At 63.9% G+C, this 21,464-nt stretch carries 22 protein-coding genes; 11 read left to right on the top strand and 11 right to left on the bottom strand.

The genetic code is table 11. From position 1 onward, the window contains the following. Positions 1-10 precede the first annotated feature (10 nt). From ocd to JYG36_RS18585, 6 genes are all read left to right on the top strand, one after another. Positions 11-1,057 carry an ornithine cyclodeaminase gene (gene ocd / locus JYG36_RS18560; protein ID WP_093385303.1) on the top strand — a complete coding sequence of 349 codons (1,047 nt, stop codon included), beginning with the start codon at positions 11-13 and terminating at the stop codon, positions 1,055-1,057. 248 nt (positions 1,058-1,305) lie between these two features. After that, positions 1,306-2,085 (top strand): ABC transporter substrate-binding protein, encoded by a 780-nt coding sequence (locus JYG36_RS18565; protein WP_045202161.1) that lies wholly within the window; start codon positions 1,306-1,308, stop codon positions 2,083-2,085. Between the two features lie 75 nt (positions 2,086-2,160). After that, entirely contained in the window at positions 2,161-2,886 is a 726-nt protein-coding gene (locus JYG36_RS18570) for an ABC transporter permease (RefSeq protein ID WP_038996184.1), read from the top strand. Then, entirely contained in the window at positions 2,883-3,596 is a 714-nt protein-coding gene (locus JYG36_RS18575; protein WP_093385307.1) for an ABC transporter permease, read from the top strand. Before JYG36_RS18570 ends, JYG36_RS18575 begins: the two co-directional genes overlap by 4 nt. Positions 3,597-3,599: 3 nt before the next feature. Then, positions 3,600-4,451, top strand: coding sequence for an ABC transporter ATP-binding protein (locus JYG36_RS18580; protein WP_249744366.1), 852 nt, complete (start codon positions 3,600-3,602; stop codon positions 4,449-4,451). A gap of 12 nt (positions 4,452-4,463) precedes the next feature. Then, on the top strand, positions 4,464-4,958 hold the full coding sequence (locus tag JYG36_RS18585; RefSeq protein WP_010224632.1) for an Lrp/AsnC family transcriptional regulator: 495 nt from the start codon (positions 4,464-4,466) through the stop codon (positions 4,956-4,958). Between the two features lie 9 nt (positions 4,959-4,967). On the opposite strand, the gene JYG36_RS18590 is transcribed toward JYG36_RS18585, so the two are convergent. From JYG36_RS18590 to JYG36_RS18625, 8 genes are all read right to left on the bottom strand, one after another. Next, on the bottom strand, positions 4,968-6,020 hold the full coding sequence (locus JYG36_RS18590; RefSeq protein WP_045202231.1) for an AI-2E family transporter: 1,053 nt from the start codon (positions 6,018-6,020) through the stop codon (positions 4,968-4,970). Positions 6,021-6,032: 12 nt separating this feature from the next. Further along, the gene (locus tag JYG36_RS18595) at positions 6,033-6,800 is read right to left on the bottom strand and encodes a DUF4892 domain-containing protein (RefSeq protein ID WP_249744445.1); all 768 of its coding nucleotides are present in this window, start codon (positions 6,798-6,800) and stop codon (positions 6,033-6,035) included. A 145-nt stretch (positions 6,801-6,945) separates the two neighbouring features. Then, a complete protein-coding gene (locus JYG36_RS18600; protein WP_093385311.1) occupies positions 6,946-7,800 on the bottom strand; it encodes an alpha/beta hydrolase in 855 nt (284 codons plus the stop codon). Then, positions 7,797-8,591, bottom strand: coding sequence for an alpha/beta hydrolase (locus JYG36_RS18605; RefSeq protein ID WP_093385316.1), 795 nt, complete (start codon positions 8,589-8,591; stop codon positions 7,797-7,799). The genes JYG36_RS18600 and JYG36_RS18605 overlap by 4 nt, the downstream gene beginning before the upstream one ends. Before the next feature lie 92 nt (positions 8,592-8,683). Beyond that, positions 8,684-9,031, bottom strand: coding sequence for a hypothetical protein (locus JYG36_RS18610; protein ID WP_045202171.1), 348 nt, complete (start codon positions 9,029-9,031; stop codon positions 8,684-8,686). 100 nt (positions 9,032-9,131) lie between these two features. Further along, entirely contained in the window at positions 9,132-9,587 is a 456-nt protein-coding gene (sixA, locus tag JYG36_RS18615; RefSeq protein ID WP_045202173.1) for a phosphohistidine phosphatase SixA, read from the bottom strand. After that, positions 9,584-9,931, bottom strand: a complete 348-nt coding sequence (locus JYG36_RS18620; RefSeq protein ID WP_213601989.1) for a DUF4389 domain-containing protein — start codon at positions 9,929-9,931, stop codon at positions 9,584-9,586. The genes sixA and JYG36_RS18620 overlap by 4 nt, the downstream gene beginning before the upstream one ends. A gap of 13 nt (positions 9,932-9,944) precedes the next feature. After that, positions 9,945-10,970, bottom strand: coding sequence for an NAD(P)H-dependent glycerol-3-phosphate dehydrogenase (locus tag JYG36_RS18625; RefSeq protein ID WP_045202177.1), 1,026 nt, complete (start codon positions 10,968-10,970; stop codon positions 9,945-9,947). 171 nt (positions 10,971-11,141) lie between these two features. Between JYG36_RS18625 and JYG36_RS18630 the strand changes: the two genes are divergently transcribed. From JYG36_RS18630 to fabB, 5 genes are all read left to right on the top strand, one after another. Next, a complete protein-coding gene (locus JYG36_RS18630; protein ID WP_213601991.1) occupies positions 11,142-13,253 on the top strand; it encodes a TonB-dependent receptor plug domain-containing protein in 2,112 nt (703 codons plus the stop codon). After that, positions 13,253-14,146, top strand: coding sequence for an ABC transporter substrate-binding protein (locus tag JYG36_RS18635; protein WP_213601993.1), 894 nt, complete (start codon positions 13,253-13,255; stop codon positions 14,144-14,146). Before JYG36_RS18630 ends, JYG36_RS18635 begins: the two co-directional genes overlap by 1 nt. Further along, positions 14,143-16,071 carry an ATP-binding protein gene (locus JYG36_RS18640; RefSeq protein WP_045202183.1) on the top strand — a complete coding sequence of 643 codons (1,929 nt, stop codon included), beginning with the start codon at positions 14,143-14,145 and terminating at the stop codon, positions 16,069-16,071. Before JYG36_RS18635 ends, JYG36_RS18640 begins: the two co-directional genes overlap by 4 nt. 205 nt (positions 16,072-16,276) lie before the next feature. Further along, positions 16,277-16,792, top strand: coding sequence for a 3-hydroxyacyl-[acyl-carrier-protein] dehydratase FabA (gene fabA, locus JYG36_RS18645; protein WP_045202185.1), 516 nt, complete (start codon positions 16,277-16,279; stop codon positions 16,790-16,792). Positions 16,793-16,803: 11 nt separating this feature from the next. Continuing rightward, on the top strand, positions 16,804-18,024 hold the full coding sequence (gene fabB / locus JYG36_RS18650) for a beta-ketoacyl-ACP synthase I (protein ID WP_045202187.1): 1,221 nt from the start codon (positions 16,804-16,806) through the stop codon (positions 18,022-18,024). 57 nt (positions 18,025-18,081) lie between these two features. Here the strand turns inward: fabB and JYG36_RS18655 are convergent, their stop codons facing one another. The 3 genes from JYG36_RS18655 to JYG36_RS18665 form a co-directional block, all read right to left on the bottom strand. After that, on the bottom strand, positions 18,082-19,707 hold the full coding sequence (locus tag JYG36_RS18655; RefSeq protein ID WP_045202189.1) for a methyl-accepting chemotaxis protein: 1,626 nt from the start codon (positions 19,705-19,707) through the stop codon (positions 18,082-18,084). Between the two features lie 139 nt (positions 19,708-19,846). Continuing rightward, positions 19,847-20,311 (bottom strand): DUF3859 domain-containing protein, encoded by a 465-nt coding sequence (locus JYG36_RS18660; protein ID WP_045202191.1) that lies wholly within the window; start codon positions 20,309-20,311, stop codon positions 19,847-19,849. Between the two features lie 66 nt (positions 20,312-20,377). After that, complete coding sequence (locus tag JYG36_RS18665; protein ID WP_213601995.1) at positions 20,378-21,385, bottom strand: amidohydrolase family protein; 1,008 nt, start codon at positions 21,383-21,385, stop codon at positions 20,378-20,380. Positions 21,386-21,464: the final 79 nt, after the last annotated feature.

Genomic DNA, 21,464 nt, shown 5'->3' on the forward strand with positions numbered 1-21,464 from the left:
GGAGTTCACCATGACCCGCTATATCGACGTTACCGACCTCAGCCGCCTGGTGGCACGCAAAGGCCTGAGCACCTGCATCAGCGAGATGGCCGAGTACATCCGTGAGGACTACCTGCGCTGGCACGACTTCGAAAAATGCGCGCGCCTGGCCAACCACTCGGCCGACGGGGTGATCGAGCTGATGCCGGTGTCCGATGCCAACCTGTACGCCTTCAAGTACGTCAACGGCCACCCGAAAAACACCCAGCGCGGCATGCTCACAGTGATGGCCTTCGGCGCCCTGGGCGACGTTGATAGCGGCGCGCCGGTGCTGCTCAGCGAGATGACCCTGACCACCGCCATCCGCACCGCCGCCACCTCGGCCCTGGCCGCGCGCTACCTGGCGCGCAAAAACAGCCGCAGCATGGCGCTGATCGGCAACGGCTCACAGAGCGAGTTCCAGGCCCTGGCCTTCCATGCCCTGCTGGGCATCGACGACATCCGCCTGTATGACCTGGACCCTGCGGCCAGCGCCAAGCTGGTGGCCAACCTCGCCGCCTTCCCGGCCATCAAGGTCAGCGTTGCCGGCTCTGTCGCCGACGCGGTGCGCGGCGCCGATATTGTCACCACGGTGACTGCCGACAAGGCCTACGCCACCATCCTCACTCCGCAAATGATCGAACCTGGCATGCACCTGAATGCCGTCGGCGGCGACTGCCCGGGCAAGACCGAACTGCACCGCGAGATCGTCGAGCGCGCCCGGGTGATCGTCGAGTACGAACCGCAAAGCCGCATCGAAGGCGAAATCCAGCAAATGCCTGCCGACTCGCCCACCACCGAATTCTGGCAAGTGGTCAACGGCCAGGCCGCCGGGCGCGAAAACGCCGAGCAAGTGACCCTGTTCGATTCGGTCGGCTTTGCTCTAGAGGACTATTCGGCCCTGCGCTATGTGCTGGACGTCGCCAAGGCCCTGGACATCGGCAGCGAGATTGCCCTGGTGCCGGAGCTCAAGGACCCGAAAGACCTGTTCGCGCTGCTGCGCGCCCCGGTTGCAGACCTGCAGAAAAAACGCGCCTGAGGCCGACCGATTCTGCCGCGCCGCGGTGCGGCAGATCGGAAACCGCTGCACACGAAGCTCAAACAGGAGGTGCTCCAGCCGATTCGGCTGCCATTCACGCGTTAACAGCAAAATCCGGCAGCCGACGCCGGCGCAAACGACACAAAAAAAACGTCGTCATCGCGCATTCTGAGCCCGACCAGAGAGTCACTAAAAGACCAGAAGCGCACCACTGCCCTACATCAACTATAAAACTCAGGGATACTCATATGACTTCGCTGCGAAAGCTCCTCAGCGTGCTGCTCCTGCCACTGTGCGCAAGTGCGGTGCAGGCCAAGGAATGGACCGAGATCCGTTTCGGCGTCTACCCCGAATACCCCCCTTTTGAATCGGTTGCTGCCGATGGCAGCCTGCAAGGCTTCGACATCGAGCTGGGCAACGCCATCTGCGCCAAGCTGCAGGTCAAATGCACCTGGGTGCACAACGAATTCGACGGCATGATCCCGGCCCTGCGGGCACGCAAGTTCGACGCGATCATGTCGTCGATGGCGGTGACCCCGGCGCGGCAGAAACAGATCGATTTCAGCGCCAAACTGTTCCTCAGCCCGACCTCGGTTATCGTGCGCAAGAGCGCCGACTTCGGCGATACCCCGGAATCGCTCAAAGGCAAGCAGGTCGGCGTGCTGCAAGGCTCGCTGCAGGAAGCCTACGCCCGCGCCAAACTGGCGCCGCTGGGGGCCCAGGTCAAGGCTTATCAGGCTCAGGACCAGAACTACGCCGACCTGCTCAACGGCCGTCTCGACGCCACCTTGACCGACAAGCTCGAAGCCCAGCTCAACTTCCTTTCCAAACCCGAAGGCGCCGACTTCAAGAGCGGCCCGGCGATCAAGGACCCGACCCTGCCCCTGGATATCGCCATGGGCCTGCGCAAGAACGACAGCGAGCTCAAGGCCCTGCTCGACAAAGGCATTGCCGCGGTGCACGCCGACGGTACCTTCGCCGAAATCCAGAAAAAATACGTCGGCGACCTGGATATCTACAACGAGTAAGCCGTGTAGTCGCGATCGGCTCGCCCTGAGCTGATCGCGCCCGCATTTGCCCTGCGTCCTACCGAGATTTTTCCCGTGAACGACTTCCTTCACTCCCATGGCTGGCAGGCCTTGAGCCTGCAGGGCTTCGGCCCGCTGTTGCTGCAAGGGACCTGGATGACCCTGAAACTGGCGCTGTTGTCGCTGGCCCTGAGCCTGGCACTGGGCCTGTTCGGTGCCAGCGCCAAGCTCTCGCGGCTGAAACTGCTGCGGGTACCGGCCACTCTGTACACCACGCTGATTCGCAGTGTGCCGGACCTGGTGCTGATCCTGCTGATTTTCTACACCTTGCAATTGTGGCTCAACGACCTGACCGAGCTGCTCGGCTGGGACTACTTCGAGATCGACCCGTTCACCGCCGGGGTCATCACCCTGGGCTTTATCTACGGCGCTTACTTCACCGAGAACTTTCGCGGGGCGATCCTCAGCGTCCCGGCCGGGCAACTGGAAGCCGCCACGGCCTACGGTCTGAGCCGCGCGCAACGCTTTCGCCTGGTGCTGTTCCCGCAACTGATGCGCTTCGCCCTGCCGGGCCTTGGCAACAACTGGCTGGTGCTGCTCAAGTCCACTGCGCTGGTGTCGATCATCGGCCTGGCCGACCTGGTCAAGGCCGCACAAAACGCCGGCAAGACCACCAACAACACCCTGTACTTCCTGATCATCGCCGGGCTTGTGTACCTGCTGATCACCACCCTCTCCAACCGTCTGTTCAAGCACCTGGAGCGGCGTTACAACACCGGTATCAAGGGGCTGGCACGATGATCGAACTCTTTGAGCAATACGGCCAGGCCTACCTCTACAGTGACGGCGCCGGGCTTTCCGGGCTGGCCATGACCCTGTGGCTGTTCGTCATCACCATGGTCCTGGGCTTTTTCCTGTCGCTGCCGCTGGCCCTGGCGCGGGTCTCGCGCAGCCTGTGGTTGCGCTGGCCGGTGGAGTTCTACACCTTCGTGTTCCGCGGCACGCCGCTGTATATCCAGCTGTTGATCTGCTACACCGGCCTGTACGGGCTGGAGGTGGTGCGCGATCACGCCCTGCTCGACCAGTTCTTTCGCAATGCGCTGAACTGCACCCTGCTGGCTTTCGTGCTCAATACCTGCGCCTACACCGTGGAGATTTTCGCCGGGGCGATTCGCAATATCCCCCATGGCGAGATCGAAGCGGCCCAGGCCTACGGCCTGCACGGCTGGAAGCTGAACCTGTTCGTGGTGCTGCCGGCGGCTCTGCGCCGCTCATTACCGGCTTACAGCAACGAGCTGATCCTGATGCTGCACGCTACCTCGCTGGCTTTTACCGCCACCATCGCCGACATCCTCAAAGTCGCCCGCGATGCCAATGCCGCCACCTTCCTGACCTTCCAGGCCTTCGGAACCGCGGCACTGCTGTACATGTTGCTGTCCTTCGCGCTGGTCGGGCTGTTTCGCCTGGCCGAGCGGCGCTGGATGGGTTTTCTTGTTCCTGCCCGAGGCTAACTCATGACCACTACCGCACACGCCTTGTCGACCGGCGAACACACTCACGGCGCACGTCCAAGCCCGCGCATTGCCAACGTCGCCGCCGACGCCACGGTAAAACTGAGCGTTGCCGACCTGCACAAACGCTACGGCGATCATGAAGTGCTCAAGGGTGTCTCGCTGCAGGCGCGCAAAGGCGACGTGATCAGCCTGATCGGTGCCAGCGGCTCAGGCAAGAGCACCATGCTGCGCTGCATCAACTTCCTTGAGCAACCCGATGCCGGGGTCATCACCCTCGATCAGCAGACCATCGAAATGCGCCAGGGCCGCGCCGGCAGCCGGGCGCCGCACCCAGCGCAGTTGCAGAACCTGCGCACGCGCCTGGCCATGGTGTTCCAGCACTTCAACCTGTGGAGCCACATGACGGTGCTTGAGAACATCTGCATGGCGCCCCGGCGGGTGCTCGGGGTCAGCAGCCAGGAAGCCGAAGCGCGGGCACGCAAGTACCTGGACAAGGTCGGCCTGCCGGCCCGCGCCGCTGACCAGTACCCGGCGTTTCTTTCCGGTGGCCAGCAACAGCGGGTGGCGATTGCCCGGGCCCTGGCCATGGAGCCGGAAATCATCCTCTTCGATGAACCGACCTCGGCCCTCGACCCGGAACTGGTCGGTGAAGTGCTGAAAGTCATACAGACGCTGGCCGAGGAAGGCCGTACCATGCTCATGGTCACCCACGAGATGGGCTTTGCCCGCCAAGTGTCGAGCCAGGTGCTGTTTCTGCATCAGGGCCGGGTCGAGGAACAAGGAAGCGCCGAGATACTTGACCAGCCGCAGAGCGAACGCCTGCAGCAATTTCTTTCCAACCGTTTGAAGTGAAGCCGAACCTGCATGGATACCAAGGTCAACAGCCCACAGACCACGCCGCCCCTGGACCGGATCGACGAAGCGATCATCGATGTGTTGCGCCACAACGGGCGCATCACCTATGAAAAGCTCTCATCGCTGGTGCACCTCACCCCTCGCCCATGCCTGGAACGGGTGCGCAAGCTGGAACGGCGCGGAGTGATTCGCGGCTATGGCGCGATCATCGATGTGCAGATGGTTTCGCCGGGGCTGTCGCTGCTGGTGCTGGTGGCCCTCTCCAACCAGAGCGGGCGCGCCGCGCAAAAGGCCTTCGAGGCCTGCGTGCGCGCCTGCCCGCAGGTGTTCGACTGCCAGCTGATCAGTGGCCACTTCGACTACAGCTTGCGCATGCGCTGCCGTGACATGGAGCACTACCGGGTGCTGACCGAAACCTGGATGAACAACGACGAGCTGCACATCGACAAGCTGGTCGCCCACCCGGAGCTGGCGGTGGTGAAGAACACCGCCCCCCAGCTCTAGGCCATCAACTCAGGTACGCGGCGGCGCCACCGGCCCGCTGCGCGACCAATCGAGCAACAGGCTGTAGGCCACCGCCAGCAAGGTCGGGCCGATGAACAGGCCGATAAAGCCGAAGGCCAGCAAGCCGCCAAACACCCCGAGCAAGACGATCACCAGCGGCAGGTTACCGCCACGGCTGATCAGGTAGGGTTTGAGCACGTTGTCGACGCCGCTGATGATGAAGGTACCCCAGAGGCCGAGGAACACCGCCATGCCGTACTCGCCCTGCCAGGCCAGCCAGGCGGTAGCCGGCACCCAGGCCAGCGGTGGGCCCATGGGAATCAGGCTGAGCATGAAGGTGACGATCCCCAGCACCAGCGCCCCTGGCACACCGGCAATCAGGAAGCCGATCAGCGCCAGTACCGCTTGCGCCGCAGCGGTGCCGATCACGCCGTTGACCACCCGTTGCACGGTACCTGCCACCAGTTCGAGGTAGTACTCGGCGCGCTCGCCGATCAGGCGGTCCAGCAGGCGCAGGACAAACGCCGCCAGGCGCGGCCCGTCACGGTAGAAGAAGAACACGAAGACCAGGCTCAGGGTCAGCTCGAGAATGCCGCTGCCGATCTGCGCGCTGCGCGCCAGCAGCCAGTTGCCGACCTGGCCCAGGTACGGCTTGATGGTGACCAACAACGCAGCGCCTTGCTGGTCAATGGTGTTCCACATGCCCACCAGGCGCTCGCCGACAAAAGGCACGCTGCCCAGCCAGCCCGGCGCATCGGGCAGGCCATCGACCTGCACGTCACGCACGAAGGCGGTGGCATCGCGAATATGGTCGGCCAGGTTGAAGCCCAGCCACACCAGCGGCAACGCCACCAGCAATATCCACAAGGTGGTCAACAACCCTGCGGCGAGGGTTTCGCGACCGCCGAGCAGGCGCGTCAACAGGCGCATCAGCGGCCAGCTGGCGTAGGCCAGGATGGCCCCCCAGAGCAGCGCCGAAATGAACGGTGCCATCACCCAGAGGCCTGCGCCAAGCAGCGCCAGCAGGATGATCTGCACCAGCAGGCGGTCATTATTGGGCATCATGTTTCTCGATCAACGAATCAGTTCGACGTGGAAACCATCAGTCTCGGCGCTACCCACTTCCAGTCGCGCTGGACGCACCCCGGCCTTTACCAGTTGCTCACGCCAGTCTTGCGCCTTGGCCCCGCTCAGGCTCACGCGCAAGGTGGTGTTGTTGTTCAGGCTGCGCCCGATCAGGTTGACCCAGGCCGCAGGCGGCTCGCCGTTCAAGTCAGGGTAGTCGAGCTTGCCGGTGTCGAGCAGTTCGCGCATCAAGGTGGCTGGCGTGGGCAGCAACTCGCCCAGGGGCGCATCGGCGACGAACTCTTCGACGTGCAGGTAAGCACGCTTGTTGCCACGGGTGATGCTGTACAGGGCGACCAGGGTGTTGCTCTGCTCGGCGGAGCGGCGCAGCAGAATGAACGCCTGTTGCTCGTCGGCACCCGACAACGTGCGGTTCTTGAACACCTCGTTGGCCCACAGGCTGTTCTCGCCACAATCACGCGCCTGGCACCAGAACAACGGATAACCGCCATCGTTCTGCAGGGCTTCGCGGGCGGCGGTGAAGGCTTCGTTGGCACTGCGCTCGCGGGGCAGCTCATAGGTGGTGGAGCTGACCTGGCCGCGGCTTTCGATCTTGCCCTCGACCCGCAGCTGATTGCTGATCTTGCGCAGGCCGCCCAAGGGGTAGATGCGCTCCTGCGGTACCGCCGCGCGCTGATCGACCACCTTGGCGTCCAGCGGAACCGGCAGGCCGTCGGCCAGCAACGGCAGGCTGGCGAGAACGCCGAGCCCGGCCATGGCCGCCCGGGTAAGCAATTTGAGCCTCATAGGCTCGTCACCGAGCGCGGGGCGTCAAGGTGGTCAAATGATGTGGCGTTGTCTTGCTCGTTCATGGTTATCTCCCTGTTCAACCCGCCAAGCCTCGACAGTTGCCGGTCACAAGTCAAGAAATGCCAAAGAAGCGATTGAAACAGTCTGCAACAAGGGTTGCGCCGGCCTCGTCATTCAGGTGCAGATGATGACCGCCCGGCAGTTGTTCTCGCTCAAAGGGTAGCTGCTCGAGCAACTCGCTGTGGCGCGCCAGCATGCCGTCGGCGGCCACCACCAGTTTCGCCGGGCAGGCGATGCGTTGCACGAAGCTCATGGCCTGGGCCTGGTTCAGTCGCGTGGGCGATGGCAGGGTCAGGCGGCTGTCGCTGCGCCAAGTGTAGCCACCGGGTACCGGCATCAGCCCACGCTGGGCAAGTAGCTCGGCCGCCTCGCGGCTGACCGCCACCAGGCCCTTCATGCGTGCCTCGATGGCCTGCTCGAGGGTCGAGTGCACGGCCTTGCGCTTGCTGTCCAGGCGCAGTTGCGCCTGCAGGGCCATGCCCATGCGTTCGGCGGCATCCTGCGGGCCGCTGGTGGGCGGGATGACCCCGTCGATCAAGGCCAGGCGGGTGATGCGTTCGGGCAAGGCGCCGGCCAGCAGCACCGAAATGATCGCCCCCAGCGAGTGCCCGAGCAGGGCAAAGCGCTCCCAGCCCATCTGCTCGGCCACCCGCAGTACATCGTGGGCGTAGTCGGCCAGGGCGTAGCCGGCGCCGGCCGGGCGATGCTCGGAATGGCCATGGCCGGCCAGGTCCAGGGCGAGGATGCGCAGGCCCTTGAGCCGGGGCGCCAGGCGGGCAAAGCTGTTGGCATTGTCCAGCCAGCCGTGCAGGGCAATCACCGGCAAGCCGTCGGCCGGGCCGAACAGGTGCGCGGCCAGCTCGATATGGCCCAGGTTCAGGCGTACTTCTTCCATTTCAGTGCTCATGTCGGGGTGTCCTGCCAGCGCTCGAACAGGCCCTTGATCAGGCTGGCGGTATCGCTCGGGTGCTCCAGCGGAAACATATGACCGCCCGGCAGGCTGTGGTATTCGCCCCTGGGCATGCCACGCACGGCCAGGGCGTGATGGCGCTTGACCACCCGGCTGTGGCTGCCACGGACCATGGCCAGGGGCAGCTGCAGCTGTTTGGCCGGGCTCGGGCTGGTGTGCGGCAGGCTGCGGTAGATGCTGATCTCGGTAGCCGGGTCAAAGCGCAGGCGCAAGCCGTCTGCGCCGGGCTGCAAGCCATGCTCAAGGTAGGCGTCCAGGCATTCGGGATCGAAATGGCGGAACAGCGTTTTGCCAGCGAAATAGGCCCGTGCGCTGTCACGGTCGGCAAAGGCTTCGCGGCGGCCCAGGGTGCGCCCGGCCGGGGTGATGCGATCGATGAAGCCCATGCGCTTGGCGGCCTGGATCAGCCACTGGTCGACCCGGGTCAACACCGGCGAATCGAGCATCACCACGCCGCGGTAGTACTGCGGGCAGCGCAGCGCCGCATGCAGGTGCAACACACCCCCCAAAGAATGCCCGACGCCCCAGACCGGGCCCGGCTGTTGCTCCAGGTGATGGATCAGCTCGTCGACCAGGTTCTGCCAGTTGTCGTTGACCGGAAAGCGCGGATCGTGGGCATGCTGGGCCAGGTGGCTGACCTGATAGTCCGGCGCCAGCGCCGCAAAGAGCTTGCCGTAGGTGGCCGAGGGAAAGCCATTGGCATGGGCGAAGAAGATCTGCTGCGACATGGCCGCCAATCCAGAAGGAAGTGATGGCTCATTGTCGGCAACCGCACCCGTGGCGGCAATGTCCGGAAAAGCCATCGGCGACGGCAATCAGGTCAATACTCGCCGAAACTGGCCATCGAGCGGCGCAGGCAGGCCTGCATATAGGCCAGTTGCTGCTCGAGGGCTTCGCGGGCGCGGCGCTTGTCTTCGACATCGAGCTCGAGCCGGCGCAGGGCCAGGCAACTGGTCTGCAGCAGGTGTGACATGCGAATGCTGGCCTGGCGCAGTTGCTCCAGCTCGTACTGGCCTTCGAACTTGCGCAGCAGGTAGTCGAGCTTGGCGTCGGCGCTGTCCTGCAACATGCGGTACTCGGCAAAGTCCAGCGCCTGGTGCTTTTGCACCTTGTCGAGCGCCGGCTGCACGTCGGCCGAGTACACCAGATCCAGATGTCTACTGCTCATAGTCCAATTCCCTGGGACACCCTGCCCCGCAACTTGATTGCACGCTAACAAGGTGTACCGGGCAGGACAACTGGTAAAAATGCTAGGTCGATCAGCGGATTTATGGATGATTCAGGCCACGCAAGGTCATCAGCCCCGCCAGCGGCCACTCACCCTCGAGTTCGGCCAGGCTGGCGGTGCTCATCGGCGCCGGAGGTTGGCGGCTGCCATGCGCCAGCAGGCTGACCAGGTTGCCCACCAGCGGCTGGTGACTGACCAGCAACACTTCGTTCACGCCCAGGTTCTCCAGCTCACTGATTACCGCGTGCGGGTCACTATCGGGGGTCAGCCACGGCACGGTCTGCACCGGTTTGCCGAATCCGAGGGCTTCGTGGACCAGCGCCGCAGTCTGCTGGGCGCGCACATAGGGGCTGGCGAGAATCACCTGCAGCGGCTGCCCGAGCAACTGCGCCGCGCTGCGCAGCACCTGCTCGCGGCCATGGGCGGTGAGCCGGCGCTCGGCATCGGTGTTGGCCCGCTGCTCGGCCTCGCCGTGACGCAGCACCCACAGTTTCACAGCTTTGGCTCTTCGTCGCGCACCGGGTGCGGAGCAGCCGGCACGCTGTGGGCAGCCTCGCCTTCGGGCGCACGCGGGGTTGGCCAGTCGGCGAAAGGCCAGGGCTTCTGGTCACTGTGGAAGCTGCCGAAGCGGCCGATCTGGGCCAGGAACTGGCTGAGGCTGTCGCCGAAATTCATCAGGCTGGCACTCGGTGCGCCGTAGATCAGCCGGTAGATCAGTTGCACCAGCACCAGGCCACCGAGCAGCAGCTCGGCCAGTTGCCAGACCACCAGGAACACCAGCATCCACAGCACGCGCAAGATGATCGACTCGCGCTGGGTCTGGTTTGAAGAATCGTTCATGTCCTGCTCCTGCTTAGTTGAAACCGCTGGTGGAGATAAAGTCGACATCGGTTTTCGGCTCGCCGCGCATCAGCAGCTCGATCACCTGGGTCAGGGTCCGGCCTTCGAACAGGATCGCATGCAAGCCGGCGACCAGGGGCATGTACACCTGGACCTCCTGGGCTTTGACCTTGAGCACCTTGAGGGTGTTCACCCCTTCGGCCACTTCGCCCAGGCGGCTGACCGCCTCGTCCAGGCTCAGGCCCTGGCCCAGGGCGTGGCCAACCTGGTAGTTGCGGCTCTTGGGCGAGGAGCAGGTGACGATCAGGTCACCGACCCCGGCCAGGCCCAGGAAGGTCATCGGGTTGGCGCCCTGGCTGACGGCGAAGCGGGTCATCTCGGCCAGGGCGCGGGTAATCAGCATGCTCTTGGTGTTCTCGCCCATACCCAAGGCCACGGCCATCCCGGCAATGATTGCGTAGACGTTCTTCAACGCCCCGCCCAGCTCGACACCAAAGCGGTCGCCGCTGGCATAAACACGGAAGGTGCGCCCGTGCAGCACAGCCTGGACCTGCTGGCAGAGGGCCTCGTCTTCACTGGCGACTACGGTGGCGGTCAGCGCGTGCTCGGCCACTTCGCGGGCCAGGTTCGGCCCGGACAGCACGCCGATGCGCGCCTGGGGGGCGATTTCTTCGAGGATCTGGCTCATCAGCTTGAAGCTTTGCGCCTCGATGCCCTTGGTCAGGCTGACCAGCATCTTGCCGCCCAGCAACTGGGCGTGGGGCGCCAGCACGCTGCGCAGGGCGCTGGAAGGTAAGGCGACGAAGATCAGCTCGCAGGCCTGCAGGGTCGCCAGCAGATCATTGACCGGCTCGACCCCGGCATGCAACTTGATGCCCTTGAGGTAGCGCGGGTTCTCGCGGTTGCTGCGCATGGCCTCGGCCTGCTCGGGGTCGCGCATCCATTGGCGCACCCGAACACCGTTTTCTGCCAGCAGATTCGCCACGGCGGTGCCGAAACTCCCGCCTCCCAGAACTGCAACAGGCTGCTGTTCAGTCATATCCAATCCGTTAAAACCAATTTAAGTGGCGACCTGCGCATTATACGGAGCGCCGGTGCCAGAGCCAGTGGCAGATGACCGAATCGCCGTTGGGATGCGTCGCGCCATGACTGGAAAATGCCCACCACTCGGTTAACATGCCCGACTTGAACCTGTTACCAAGGCCGCACTGTGTCTTTTGGCCCGACCTGCAAACGCCCTTTATTACTGCTGACTGCCCTGCTCAGCGGCCCCAGTGTGGCTGACGACCTGTTCGTCGACAGCCAGGCTTTGCCGCAAGTGCTCACCGCCACCCGCCTCAAGCAATCGCCAGCGGCGGTGCCGGGCAGCATGACCGTGCTCGACAACGAGCTGATCCGCGCCAGCGGCGCCCGCGACATACCCGAACTGCTGCGCCTGGTGCCGGGGATGATGATCGGCTACGGCGCCGGCAACCAGCCGACGGTCAACTACCACGGCAGCAACGTCAACGATGCCCGGCGCATGCAGGTGCTGATCGACGGCCGCTCGGTGTACCGCGCAGGCCTGGCCACGGTGGACTGGAGCGATATCCCGCTGGCCATGGAAGACATCGAGCGCATCGAGGTGTTCCGCGGCCCCAACACCGTCAGTTACGGCGCCAATGCGCTGATGGCGGTGGTCAATATCCTTACCCGCAGCCCGGCCGACAGCCACGGCACGCGCTTGAAAGTCACCCGTGGCCAGCGCGGCATCAATGACTGGTACGCAAGCCAGGGCCTGGGCTGGGACGGTGGCGACCTGCGTCTGTCATTGTCGGGCATGCAGGACGACGGCTTCGACGAGAACCACCTGGGCCAGGACTACCGCGACAGCCGCCGCCTGAACCGCCTGAACCTCAGCGCCAGCCACACCCTGGCCAGCAACCAGAGCCTGGAGTGGCAGTTCGCGGCCAAAGAAGGCAGTGACCAGCGTCCTTATACCTATAAACCAGTGTTTCCCTACGTTACTGCCGCCGGCAACAACGCCGACCTCAACGCCAAGGATTACGCCGGCTCGCTGCGCTGGAACATCGACTTCAACCCGAACCATAGCCTGTACATCCAGGGCTCGGCCCAGCACTGGGAACGTGAACAGGTGTGGCGCGCCTGCGATGCGGCGCTGTCGTTCAGCCCGCAACTGACCCAGCTCTGGCGCCTGAACCCGAACTACGCCGAGCAGGTGGCGCGCAACATCACCTCACCCCTGCCCGCCGGCAGCAGCGAGGAGACCGCGCTGGCAACGCAAGTCCAGCAGCAATGGCGCAACGGCGGCGCGCAGCAGGTGTGCGGCGACATCGACCAGAGCACCCGGGAAACCCGCTACGACCTTGAAGTGCAGGACACCCTGAGCCTGTCCGACAGCCTGCGCCTGGTCAGTGGCGCCAATTACCGCTACGACCGCGCCGACTCGCAGACTTACTTCAATGGCAGCCTCGACGACAGCACCTGGCGCCTGTTCGGCCACCTGGAATGGCGCGCCGACGAGCACTGGATCCTCCAGGGCGGGGCCATGTACGAAGATACCCGGCTGTCCGGCAGCTCGCTGACCCCGCGGGTGGCGGTCAACTACCTGATCACCCCGCGCCATGGCCTGCGCGCGGTGTACTCGGAGGCGGTGCGCTCGCCGGACATGTTCGAGAACAACGTCAACTGGAGCTACCGGGTCAATAACCTGGAACCTGGCGCCTTCGGCCAGCGCGACGCCGATTACTTCGTCAAGACCCGCGGCCCGGGCGATCTCGAGCAAGAGCGCATGCGCTCGCGGGAACTGGGCTATAACGGTTACTTCGCCGATGCCGACCTGAGCGTCGACCTCAAGCTGTTCTACGACGAAATCACCGGCATGATCAGCGAACCGCTGCGCAACAACCAGTACATTGCCAGCAACAGCAACAAGGCCCGCTTCAGCGGCAGCGAAGCGCAGCTGGACTGGCGCCTGAGCCCGGCCGATCGCCTGCGCCTGACCTACGCCTACGTCGATGCCTGGGCCAGCAACCCAGCCGACCGGCGCCTGAGCGCCCACAACAGCGGTTCGGCCGGCTGGCTGCGGAACTGGGGCGGCGGCTGGTCCAGTGCGCTGTTCTACTACGGCGACGATGCCCTCAACCAGTACCGCTTCGAACGCGTCGATTTACGCGTGGCCAAGCACCTGCGCTGGAATCGTACCAGCCTGGAGCTGGCCGGCATGCTCCAGCAGCGCCTGGATGACGAGCCGACGACCATCTACGACAACCGCTACGACAGCCGTCACGTGCTGTCTTTCAGTGCGGAGCTGGCGTTCTGATGCGCCGCCTGCGGCGCTGGCTGCTGCTGGTCTGCCTGTGGCCCCTGGGCAGCCTGTCGGCCAGTGAGATCCTGCTCACTGCCAGCCAGGACAACCCCGGCGTACGCAGCTTCGTCGACGCCTTGCGCGAGCGCCGCCCGGCCGACCAGGTGCGCTTCGTGCCGGTGGCCGAGCTGCCACGACCGAGCCAGATTAAAGCCGCCACCCGCTTGATCCTGCTCGATGGCGCCAGCCTCGAATGGCGCCTGAGCGAAAGCGCCGGTCCACCTGCGCTGGCCTTGCGCGTCAGCCGCGTCCAGGCCCAACAGCGTCTGGGCAGCCTGCGCCCGCCTTACCTGAGCCTGCTATGGAGCGACCCGCCGCTGGCCCGCCAGCTGCGCCTGACCCGCTACCTGTTGCCGCAGGCCAAGCGCGTGGGCGTGCTGTATGCCGAGCACAGCCAGTTTCTGCTCGACGAGTTGCGCAAGGCGGCCAGCCCGTTGGGCCTGGAGATCATCGCCGAAGCCTGGCCAGACCTGCGCGACAGCCGCCCACTGCAAAGTCTTCTGCAAAACAGCGATGTACTGCTGGGCATCGACGATCCACAGTTGTACAACTCGAAAACGGCGAAAAACGTTCTGCTCAGCAGCTATGGCCGGCAAATGGCGCTGATCGGGCCTAATGCCGGCTTCGTCAAGGCCGGCGCCCTGGCCAGTACCCTGAGCGATCAGGACGACTGGCTGGCGGTGCTCGAGCGGCTGCTCGACCAGGCCCCCAATCGCTGGCCACGCACGCTCTATCCGGATCACTTCAACGTGCTCGGCAACCAGCAGGTGGCCCGCGCCCTGGGCATCGAAGCGATTGACCCGTCCGCCGCCGCCCTGGCCCTGGCCGAAGGAGAAAGCACACCATGAGACGGCGCCTGAGCTGGGACATCCACACCCGCACGCAGATCATCAGCCTCGGCCCGGCCCTGTTGCTGACCCTGCTGCTGATCAGCTTCTTTACCTTCGTGCGTATCCAGGATTTGCGCCAGGAGCTCAACCACACCGGTCAGTTGATCGCCAACCAGTTGGCCCCGGCCTCCGAATACGGGGTAATCGCCGGTAATAACGAAGTGCTCGAAAGCCTCATGCGCGCGACCTTGAGCATCCCCCACGTGCGCTTTCTCGAGGTCCAGGACAGCAGCAACCATATCCTCGTGTATGTCGAGCAGCCGGACGAAAGCAACAACCGCGCACAGCAGGTCGAAGTGTTCCAGGCCCCCATTCGCCTGCAGCAGATCCGCCTGGACAACGACTTTTTGCACAGCAACGCACCGGCCAGGAGCATCGGTGACGACTATCTGGGCCGGGTAATCGTTGGCATGTCGGACGATGCCTTCAGCGAGCGCCAGCAGGAAATCGTGGTCAAGGCCGGGATCCTCGCGCTGTTTGCCCTGCTGTTCACCTTTATCCTCGCCCGGCGCCTGGCCCTGAGCCTGGCCAAGCCGATCAGCGACATGGGCCATGCGGTCAAGGCCATCCAGCAAGGGCAGTTCAATGCGCCGCTGCCGGTGGTCGACGACAGCGAACTGGGCCATCTGGCGCGGCACATCAACAACCTTGCCAGCGCCCTGGGCACAGCTAGCCATGAACAACAGCAAGCCATGTCGCAACTGATCCAGGCCCGCGAAGAAGCCGAACAGGCGAACAAGGCCAAATCCGACTTCCTGGCGATGATGAGCCACGAACTGCGCACGCCCATGAACGGCGTCATGGGCATGCTGCAACTTCTGGAAACAACCCCGCTCAACGAGGAGCAGGCCGAATACACCGCGGTGGCCAGCGAGTCGACCGGGCACCTGCTCAAGGTCATCAACGATATCCTCGATTTCTCGCGCATCGAGCGCACCAACCTCGAGCTTGAGCATATCGACTTCAACCTCGGCGAGCTGATCGGCAGCAGTGTGCAGTCGTTCCAGCACCTGGCCCAGCAGCGCCAGCTGGAGCTGCAACTGCGCCTGCCGCCGGGCATGGAACAACTGCAAGTGGTGGGCGACCCGACGCGCATCCGCCAGGTGCTGCTCAACCTGATCGGCAACGCCCTGAAGTTCACCGAGCGCGGCAGCGTGCACATCGAACCGCGCTGGCAGGTGCTCGACCGCCAGCTGATCTGGTTCACCTGCGCGGTGCGCGACACCGGCATCGGCATCGACAGCACCCGCCTGGAGATGATGTTCGTTGCCTTCCAGCAAGCCGACAGCTCGATCTCACGCCGTTATGGCGGCACCGGCCTGGGCCTGTCGATCGCCCGCACCCTGGCCGAGCGGATGGGCGGAACCCTGCGCGGCGAAAGCCGTGAAGGCCTGGGCTCGACTTTTACCCTGGAAATGCCCCTGGCCCTGTCGACCGCGCAAACGCCGCGCCTGCCCAGTGGCCTGACCCGCCCCGAAGACGACGGCCAGGGCCGACGGATCCTGCTGGTCGAGGACAATCCGGTGAACCAGACGGTGATCGAAGCGATGCTGCGCAGCCTGGGCTTTGAAGTCTGCGTTGCAGTTGATGGCGCCCAAGCCGTGGCCCAGGCCGGACGTCAGCGTTTTGCCGCCGCACTGATGGATTGCCGCCTGCCGATCATCGATGGCTACGAGGCCACCCGGCGCATTCGCCTGCTGCCACAGGCGGCGGCCATGCCGATCATCGCCCTGACCGCCAATGCCTTGCAGGGCGATCGCGAGCGTTGCCTGAACGCCGGCATGAACGACTACCTGGCCAAGCCGTTCAAACGCACTGATCTGCAGCAAATTCTGCAACGCTGGCTGCCCGGTCAGACAGCTGTGACTGGCGATAAATGCTAAATTGCGGCAGTCTAAGAGACTGGACAAGCGCCGCGAAGGGCTTGAAAATAAAATTTCAGTGCACAAGTGTACTTCTTTGCCCCGTGCGCTGTGACTTTCACTACAACGCAATAGTCTATGTGTAGGCTGCCGGCTCAAACGCTAGCGTTTTGGGACGGCCGGGAAGATTTGCCCCCTGCCGCACGGGGACTATTGAGGAGCTCGCATGACCAAACAAAACGCCTTTACTCGGGAAGACCTGCTGCGCTGCAGTCGCGGTGAGCTGTTCGGCCCAGGTAACGCGCAACTGCCCGCCCCGAACATGCTGATGGTTGATCGCATCACCCATATCAGCGCCGAGGGTGGCAAGTACGGCAAAGGTGAATTGGTCGCCGAGCTGGATATCACCCCGGACCTGTGGTTCTTCGCCTGCCACTTCGAAGGTGATCCGGTGATGCCGGGCTGCCTGGGCCTGGATGCCATGTGGCAGCTGGTCGGTTTCTACCTCGGCTGGCAAGGTTTGCCGGGCCGTGGCCGCGCCCTGGGTTCGGGCGAAGTGAAATTCTTTGGCCAGGTCCTGCCGACCGCCAAGAAAGTCACCTACAACATTCATATCAAGCGCGTCCTCAAAGGCAAGCTGAACATGGCCATCGCCGATGGTTCGGTCAGCGTCGACGGTCGCGAGATCTACACCGCCGAAGGCCTCCGGGTCGGCGTCTTCACCTCCACTGACAACTTCTAAGGGTTATCCGCATGCGCCGCGTCGTTATCACTGGTCTGGGCATCGTTTCGTGCCTGGGCAATGACAAAGAGACCGTCTCCGCCAACCTGCGTGCAAGCCGCCCTGGCATCCGATTCAACCCGGAATATGCCGAAATGGGTCTGCGTAGCCAGGTTTCCGGCTCCATCGACCTCAACCTCGAAGAACTGATCGACCGTAAAATCTACCGCTTCGTTGGTCACGCCGCTGCCTATGCCTACCTGGCAATGGCCGACGCGATCAAGGACTCGGGCCTGACCGAAGAGCAGGTTTCCAACCCGCGTACCGGCCTGATCGCAGGCTCCGGCGGCGCCTCGACCCTGAACCAGATGGAAGCGCTGGACATCCTGCGCGAGAAAGGCGTCAAGCGCGTTGGCCCGTACCGCGTCACCCGGACCATGAGCAGCACCGTCTCGGCGTGCCTGGCCACCCCGTTCAAGATCAAGGGCCTGAACTACTCCATCGCCTCGGCCTGCGCCACCAGTGCTCACTGCATCGGTACCGCGATGGAACAGATCCAGATGGGCAAGCAGGACATCGTCTTCGCCGGTGGCGGTGAAGAAGAGCACTGGAGCCAGTCGTTCCTGTTCGACGCCATGGGCGCCCTGTCCAGCAAGCGCAACGACACCCCGGAAAAAGCCTCCCGCGCCTACGACGCTGACCGTGACGGTTTCGTCATCGCCGGCGGTGGCGGCATGGTCGTGGTTGAAGAGCTGGAACACGCCCTGGCCCGTGGCGCCAAGATCTACGCCGAAATCGTCGGCTACGGCGCGACGTCCGATGGCTACGACATGGTCGCGCCAAGCGGCGAAGGCGCCATCCGCTGCATGCAGATGGCCATGTCCACCGTCGACACCCCGATCGACTACCTGAACACCCACGGCACCTCGACCCCGGTGGGCGACGTTGCCGAGATGAAGGGCGTTCGCGAAGTGTTCGGCGACAAGGCTCCGGCCATCAGCTCGACCAAGAGCCTGTCCGGTCACTCCCTGGGCGCCGCCGGCGTTCACGAAGCGATCTACTGCATGCTGATGATGGAAGGCAACTTCATTGCCGGTTCCGCCAACATCGACGAGCTGGACCCGGAAGTGGCCGACCTGCCGGTACTGACCAAGACCCAGGAAAACGCCAAGATCGATACCGTGATGAGCAACAGCTTCGGTTTCGGCGGCACCAACGCTACCCTGGTACTCAAGCGCTGGGCTGGCAAGTAAGGGCTGGCCCCTTGCACTCAAAACGCCCCGACTCGTCGGGGCGTTTTTGTTTGTGCCTTACACCGAAAAGCGCCCCACCAGCCCATTGAGCTCAATCGCCAGCTGTGACAACGCCTGGCTCGCCGCATTGGTCTGATTCGCCCCCGCCGACGTCTGCATCGCCAGGTCACGAATATTGGTCAGGTTGCGATCCACCTCCCGCGCCACCTGCGCCTGCTGCTCCGAGGCACTGGCGATCACCAGGTTGCGCTCGTTGATCAGGCTGATGGCCGCGGCAATCTCCTCCAGCGCCGCCCCGGCGGCATGTGCGCCTTCCAGGGTGCCGCGCGCCCGCTCGTTGGTCTGCTGCATACCCTCGACCGCACGATTGGTGCCCTGCTGGATGCCGTCGATCATCTGCTCGATTTCCCGGGTCGACTGCTGGGTGCGATGGGCCAGTGCCCGCACCTCGTCAGCCACCACGGCAAAACCGCGCCCGGCATCACCGGCGCGCGCCGCCTCAATCGCCGCGTTCAGGGCCAGCAGGTTGGTTTGCTCGGCAATCGCGCCGATCACATCCAGCACCTTGGTAATGCCATGCACCTGTTGCGCCAGTTGCCCGACCTCTTCGGCGTTGGCGGTGACGCCAGCGGCCAGGTCTTCGATCGAGGTCACGGTCAGGCGCACCTGCTCGCGCCCTTGACGGGCGATGCGGTCGGACTCGCGCGAGGCTTCGGAGGTGGCCACGGCATTGCTCGCCACCTCCTCCACTGCCGTGGTCATCTGGTTGACCGCGGTGGCCGCCTGTTCGATTTCCTGGCTTTGCTGCATCAACCCGCGGGTGGCATCTTCGGTTACCGCGCTGAGCTCTTCGGAGGCCGAGGCCAGCTGGCTGGAAGAATCGGAGATGCGCCCGATGGTATCGCGCAGGCTTTGCTGCATCTGTTTCAAGGCCGCCAGCAAGCGCGCCGGCTCATCCTTGCCCTGCACCGAGATCTGCGGGGTCAGGTCACCGGTAGCGACCACTTCGGCGACCTGCAGCGACTGCGCCAGTGGCCGGACGATACTGCGGGTCAGAGTCAGGGCCAGGACCACGGTGAGCACCACAGCGGCGATCAGCAAGCCGATCACCCAGATCCGCGCCTGCGTATAGACGACTTCGGCAAGGTCGGTGGCGCTGTTGGCATGCTGATTATTGAGCGCGATCAGCTCGTTGAGGCTGGCGGTCATCTGGTCGGCGAGCTGGTTCATCTCGCCATTGACCATGGCCACCGCCTCTTCCACCCGGTGCTCGGTGGACAACTGCACCACCTGGGCCTGCAGCTTGAGGTAGCGCCGCTCCAGGTCCAGGTAGCGGTCGAACAGGGTCTGTTCTTCAGGCAGGACGATCAGCGCCTGGTACTTCTGCTGGGCCTTGTCCAGGCCGGACTTGATCTCTTCGATGCGCGACTTGTTCTGCTCCAGCGCCGCCGCATCGCGATTGACCAAAAGGCGCAGGGTCAAGGCGCGGATGCGCAACATGTCCTGGGTCATCTGCCCGACCGAGATCACGCTGGGCAACCAGTTGCTGTCGACCTGCTCGGACTGCTGGCGCATGCTGGTCATCTGCATCAAGGCAAACGCACCCAAGGCAAACACCAGCGCCGCCACCAGGCCGAAGCCCAGGCCGGCCCTGGGCGCGATATTCATGCTTCTCAAGCTCATCTTCTGGCTCCCTCCAAAAGCGCTGCTCAATAGGGCAGCAGTCCTTGCTTCTAGACGGTATCGGCCTGTGGAAAATTTGCGTAAGACGAAAACGTGATATCAAAAGGCCTTATGATCGCGACGCCAGGGTCGCCCTGCCTCAGCGCACGGTAAAGCGCTGCTCAGCCAGCAGGCGATCGCCCTGAAAGACCATGAAATGCCATTGCCCCGGCACCACTTCGTGGTTCTCGGTGAACTCGTAGGCCATGACATCCTGGACCGCACCGGGCACCAGCTTTTGTACTACTTCGAACTTGTCGTGGCGCTTGCCGTCGGGTGTGCGCACGCCAGGGGTGAGGTACAGCAGGGTCAGCGGCGTGTCCTCGGCGACCTTGCCTTCCAGCCGGTAGCGCATACCGAACTTGCTACCCAGGCGCGCCGGGATTTCATCGGTGGGCTGGATGGTCTGGTTGCTCTGGCTCAGCACCCGTTCACCGGGCTGGAAGTTCTGGTGGCGGGTTTCGAACAGACCGTACTCGACCGGGCCTTCGACGCGAACCTCGGCAGCGGCCAGGCCACTGACCAGCAACAGCCCGCACAGGGCGCTGAAACGACGTGGAAACATAGTGCACTCCATCAGGTTGATGGCGGCAGGCTATGACGCGGGCATGACAAGCTGATGACAGTGCTGTCATTTGCGTGCCTTGGGCAGCACCGCGAGGAAGTTGTCGCGGGCGACCTTTTGCGCCACCTCGGCAGGCAAGGCATCCAGAAACGGATCGAAACCATGCAACTGTTCGCCCAGGCTGTTGAAGCGCCCGACCACGTCGGAGCCAAGCATGAAGCGCTCAGGGAAGCGTTTGACCAGCGCCAGCCACTCAGCCCTGGGCTTGCCCTTCTCATCCAGCAGATAAGGCTGCAGCACGCTCCAGGACAGGTCTATGTACAGGTTCGGGTAATCCTCGAGCATCCGTGTCAGGGTCGGCAGCAGAAAATCCAGCTGCGTCTGGTGCCGATGAATCTCCATACTGGTGCCGGCATGGGCCCAGATGAAGCGGGTGTGCGGGTGATTGCGCAACGGCTCTTCGATTTCCGCCAGGTACAGCGGGTTGCGTTCGCGCTTGGAGGTGATGTTGGAATGGATCAGCACCGGCAGGTCCTGCTCGGCGGCCAGGTGATAGATGCGGGTCATGGCCTCGTTGTTGGCCCTGGGCGTGTCGCCGCTGGTCAACGCGGTGAGGTCGTCGTGGCGGGTGAACACCTCGCCGATCCCCTGCCACAGGCCCGGGTGCAGCGCGAGCATGCGTTCGATGTGGGCCACGGCGTTCTTGTCTACCGGGTTGAAGCCGGTGAGAAACGGTTGAAAGCGCTGGCGCTGCTCAGGCGAAAGCTTCTCCAGCGCCGCAGCAACGTAGATGTCGGTGGCGCTGTACCAATAGGCATCGGCATCATCGCCCGCGTAGTAACGCGGGCGCTTGGGCTCGTCTTCGTGCCACTTCTTGGCCACCGGGATGCCGGAAATCATCGACTGGTCGATGCGCGCCTCATCCATGGCCTTGAGCAAGGCGTCCATGCCGGCGGTTTCCTGGAAAAAATCGACGTAATGCAGGTGCGCATCACTGTAGTGATACTCACGCGCCTGCGCCGCCTGCAGCGACAACCCCAGCAACAGCGCCCAGCCTAGACACCTGGCAATCATTTCGCATTCCTTCTGGCCGATTCAGACAGGGTAGACCGGAGCGAACACACGCCAGTTCAGCAGGTTATGCTACAAGAAC

Source organism: Pseudomonas sp. SORT22 (assembly GCF_018417635.1).
GTDB lineage: Bacteria > Pseudomonadota > Gammaproteobacteria > Pseudomonadales > Pseudomonadaceae > Aquipseudomonas.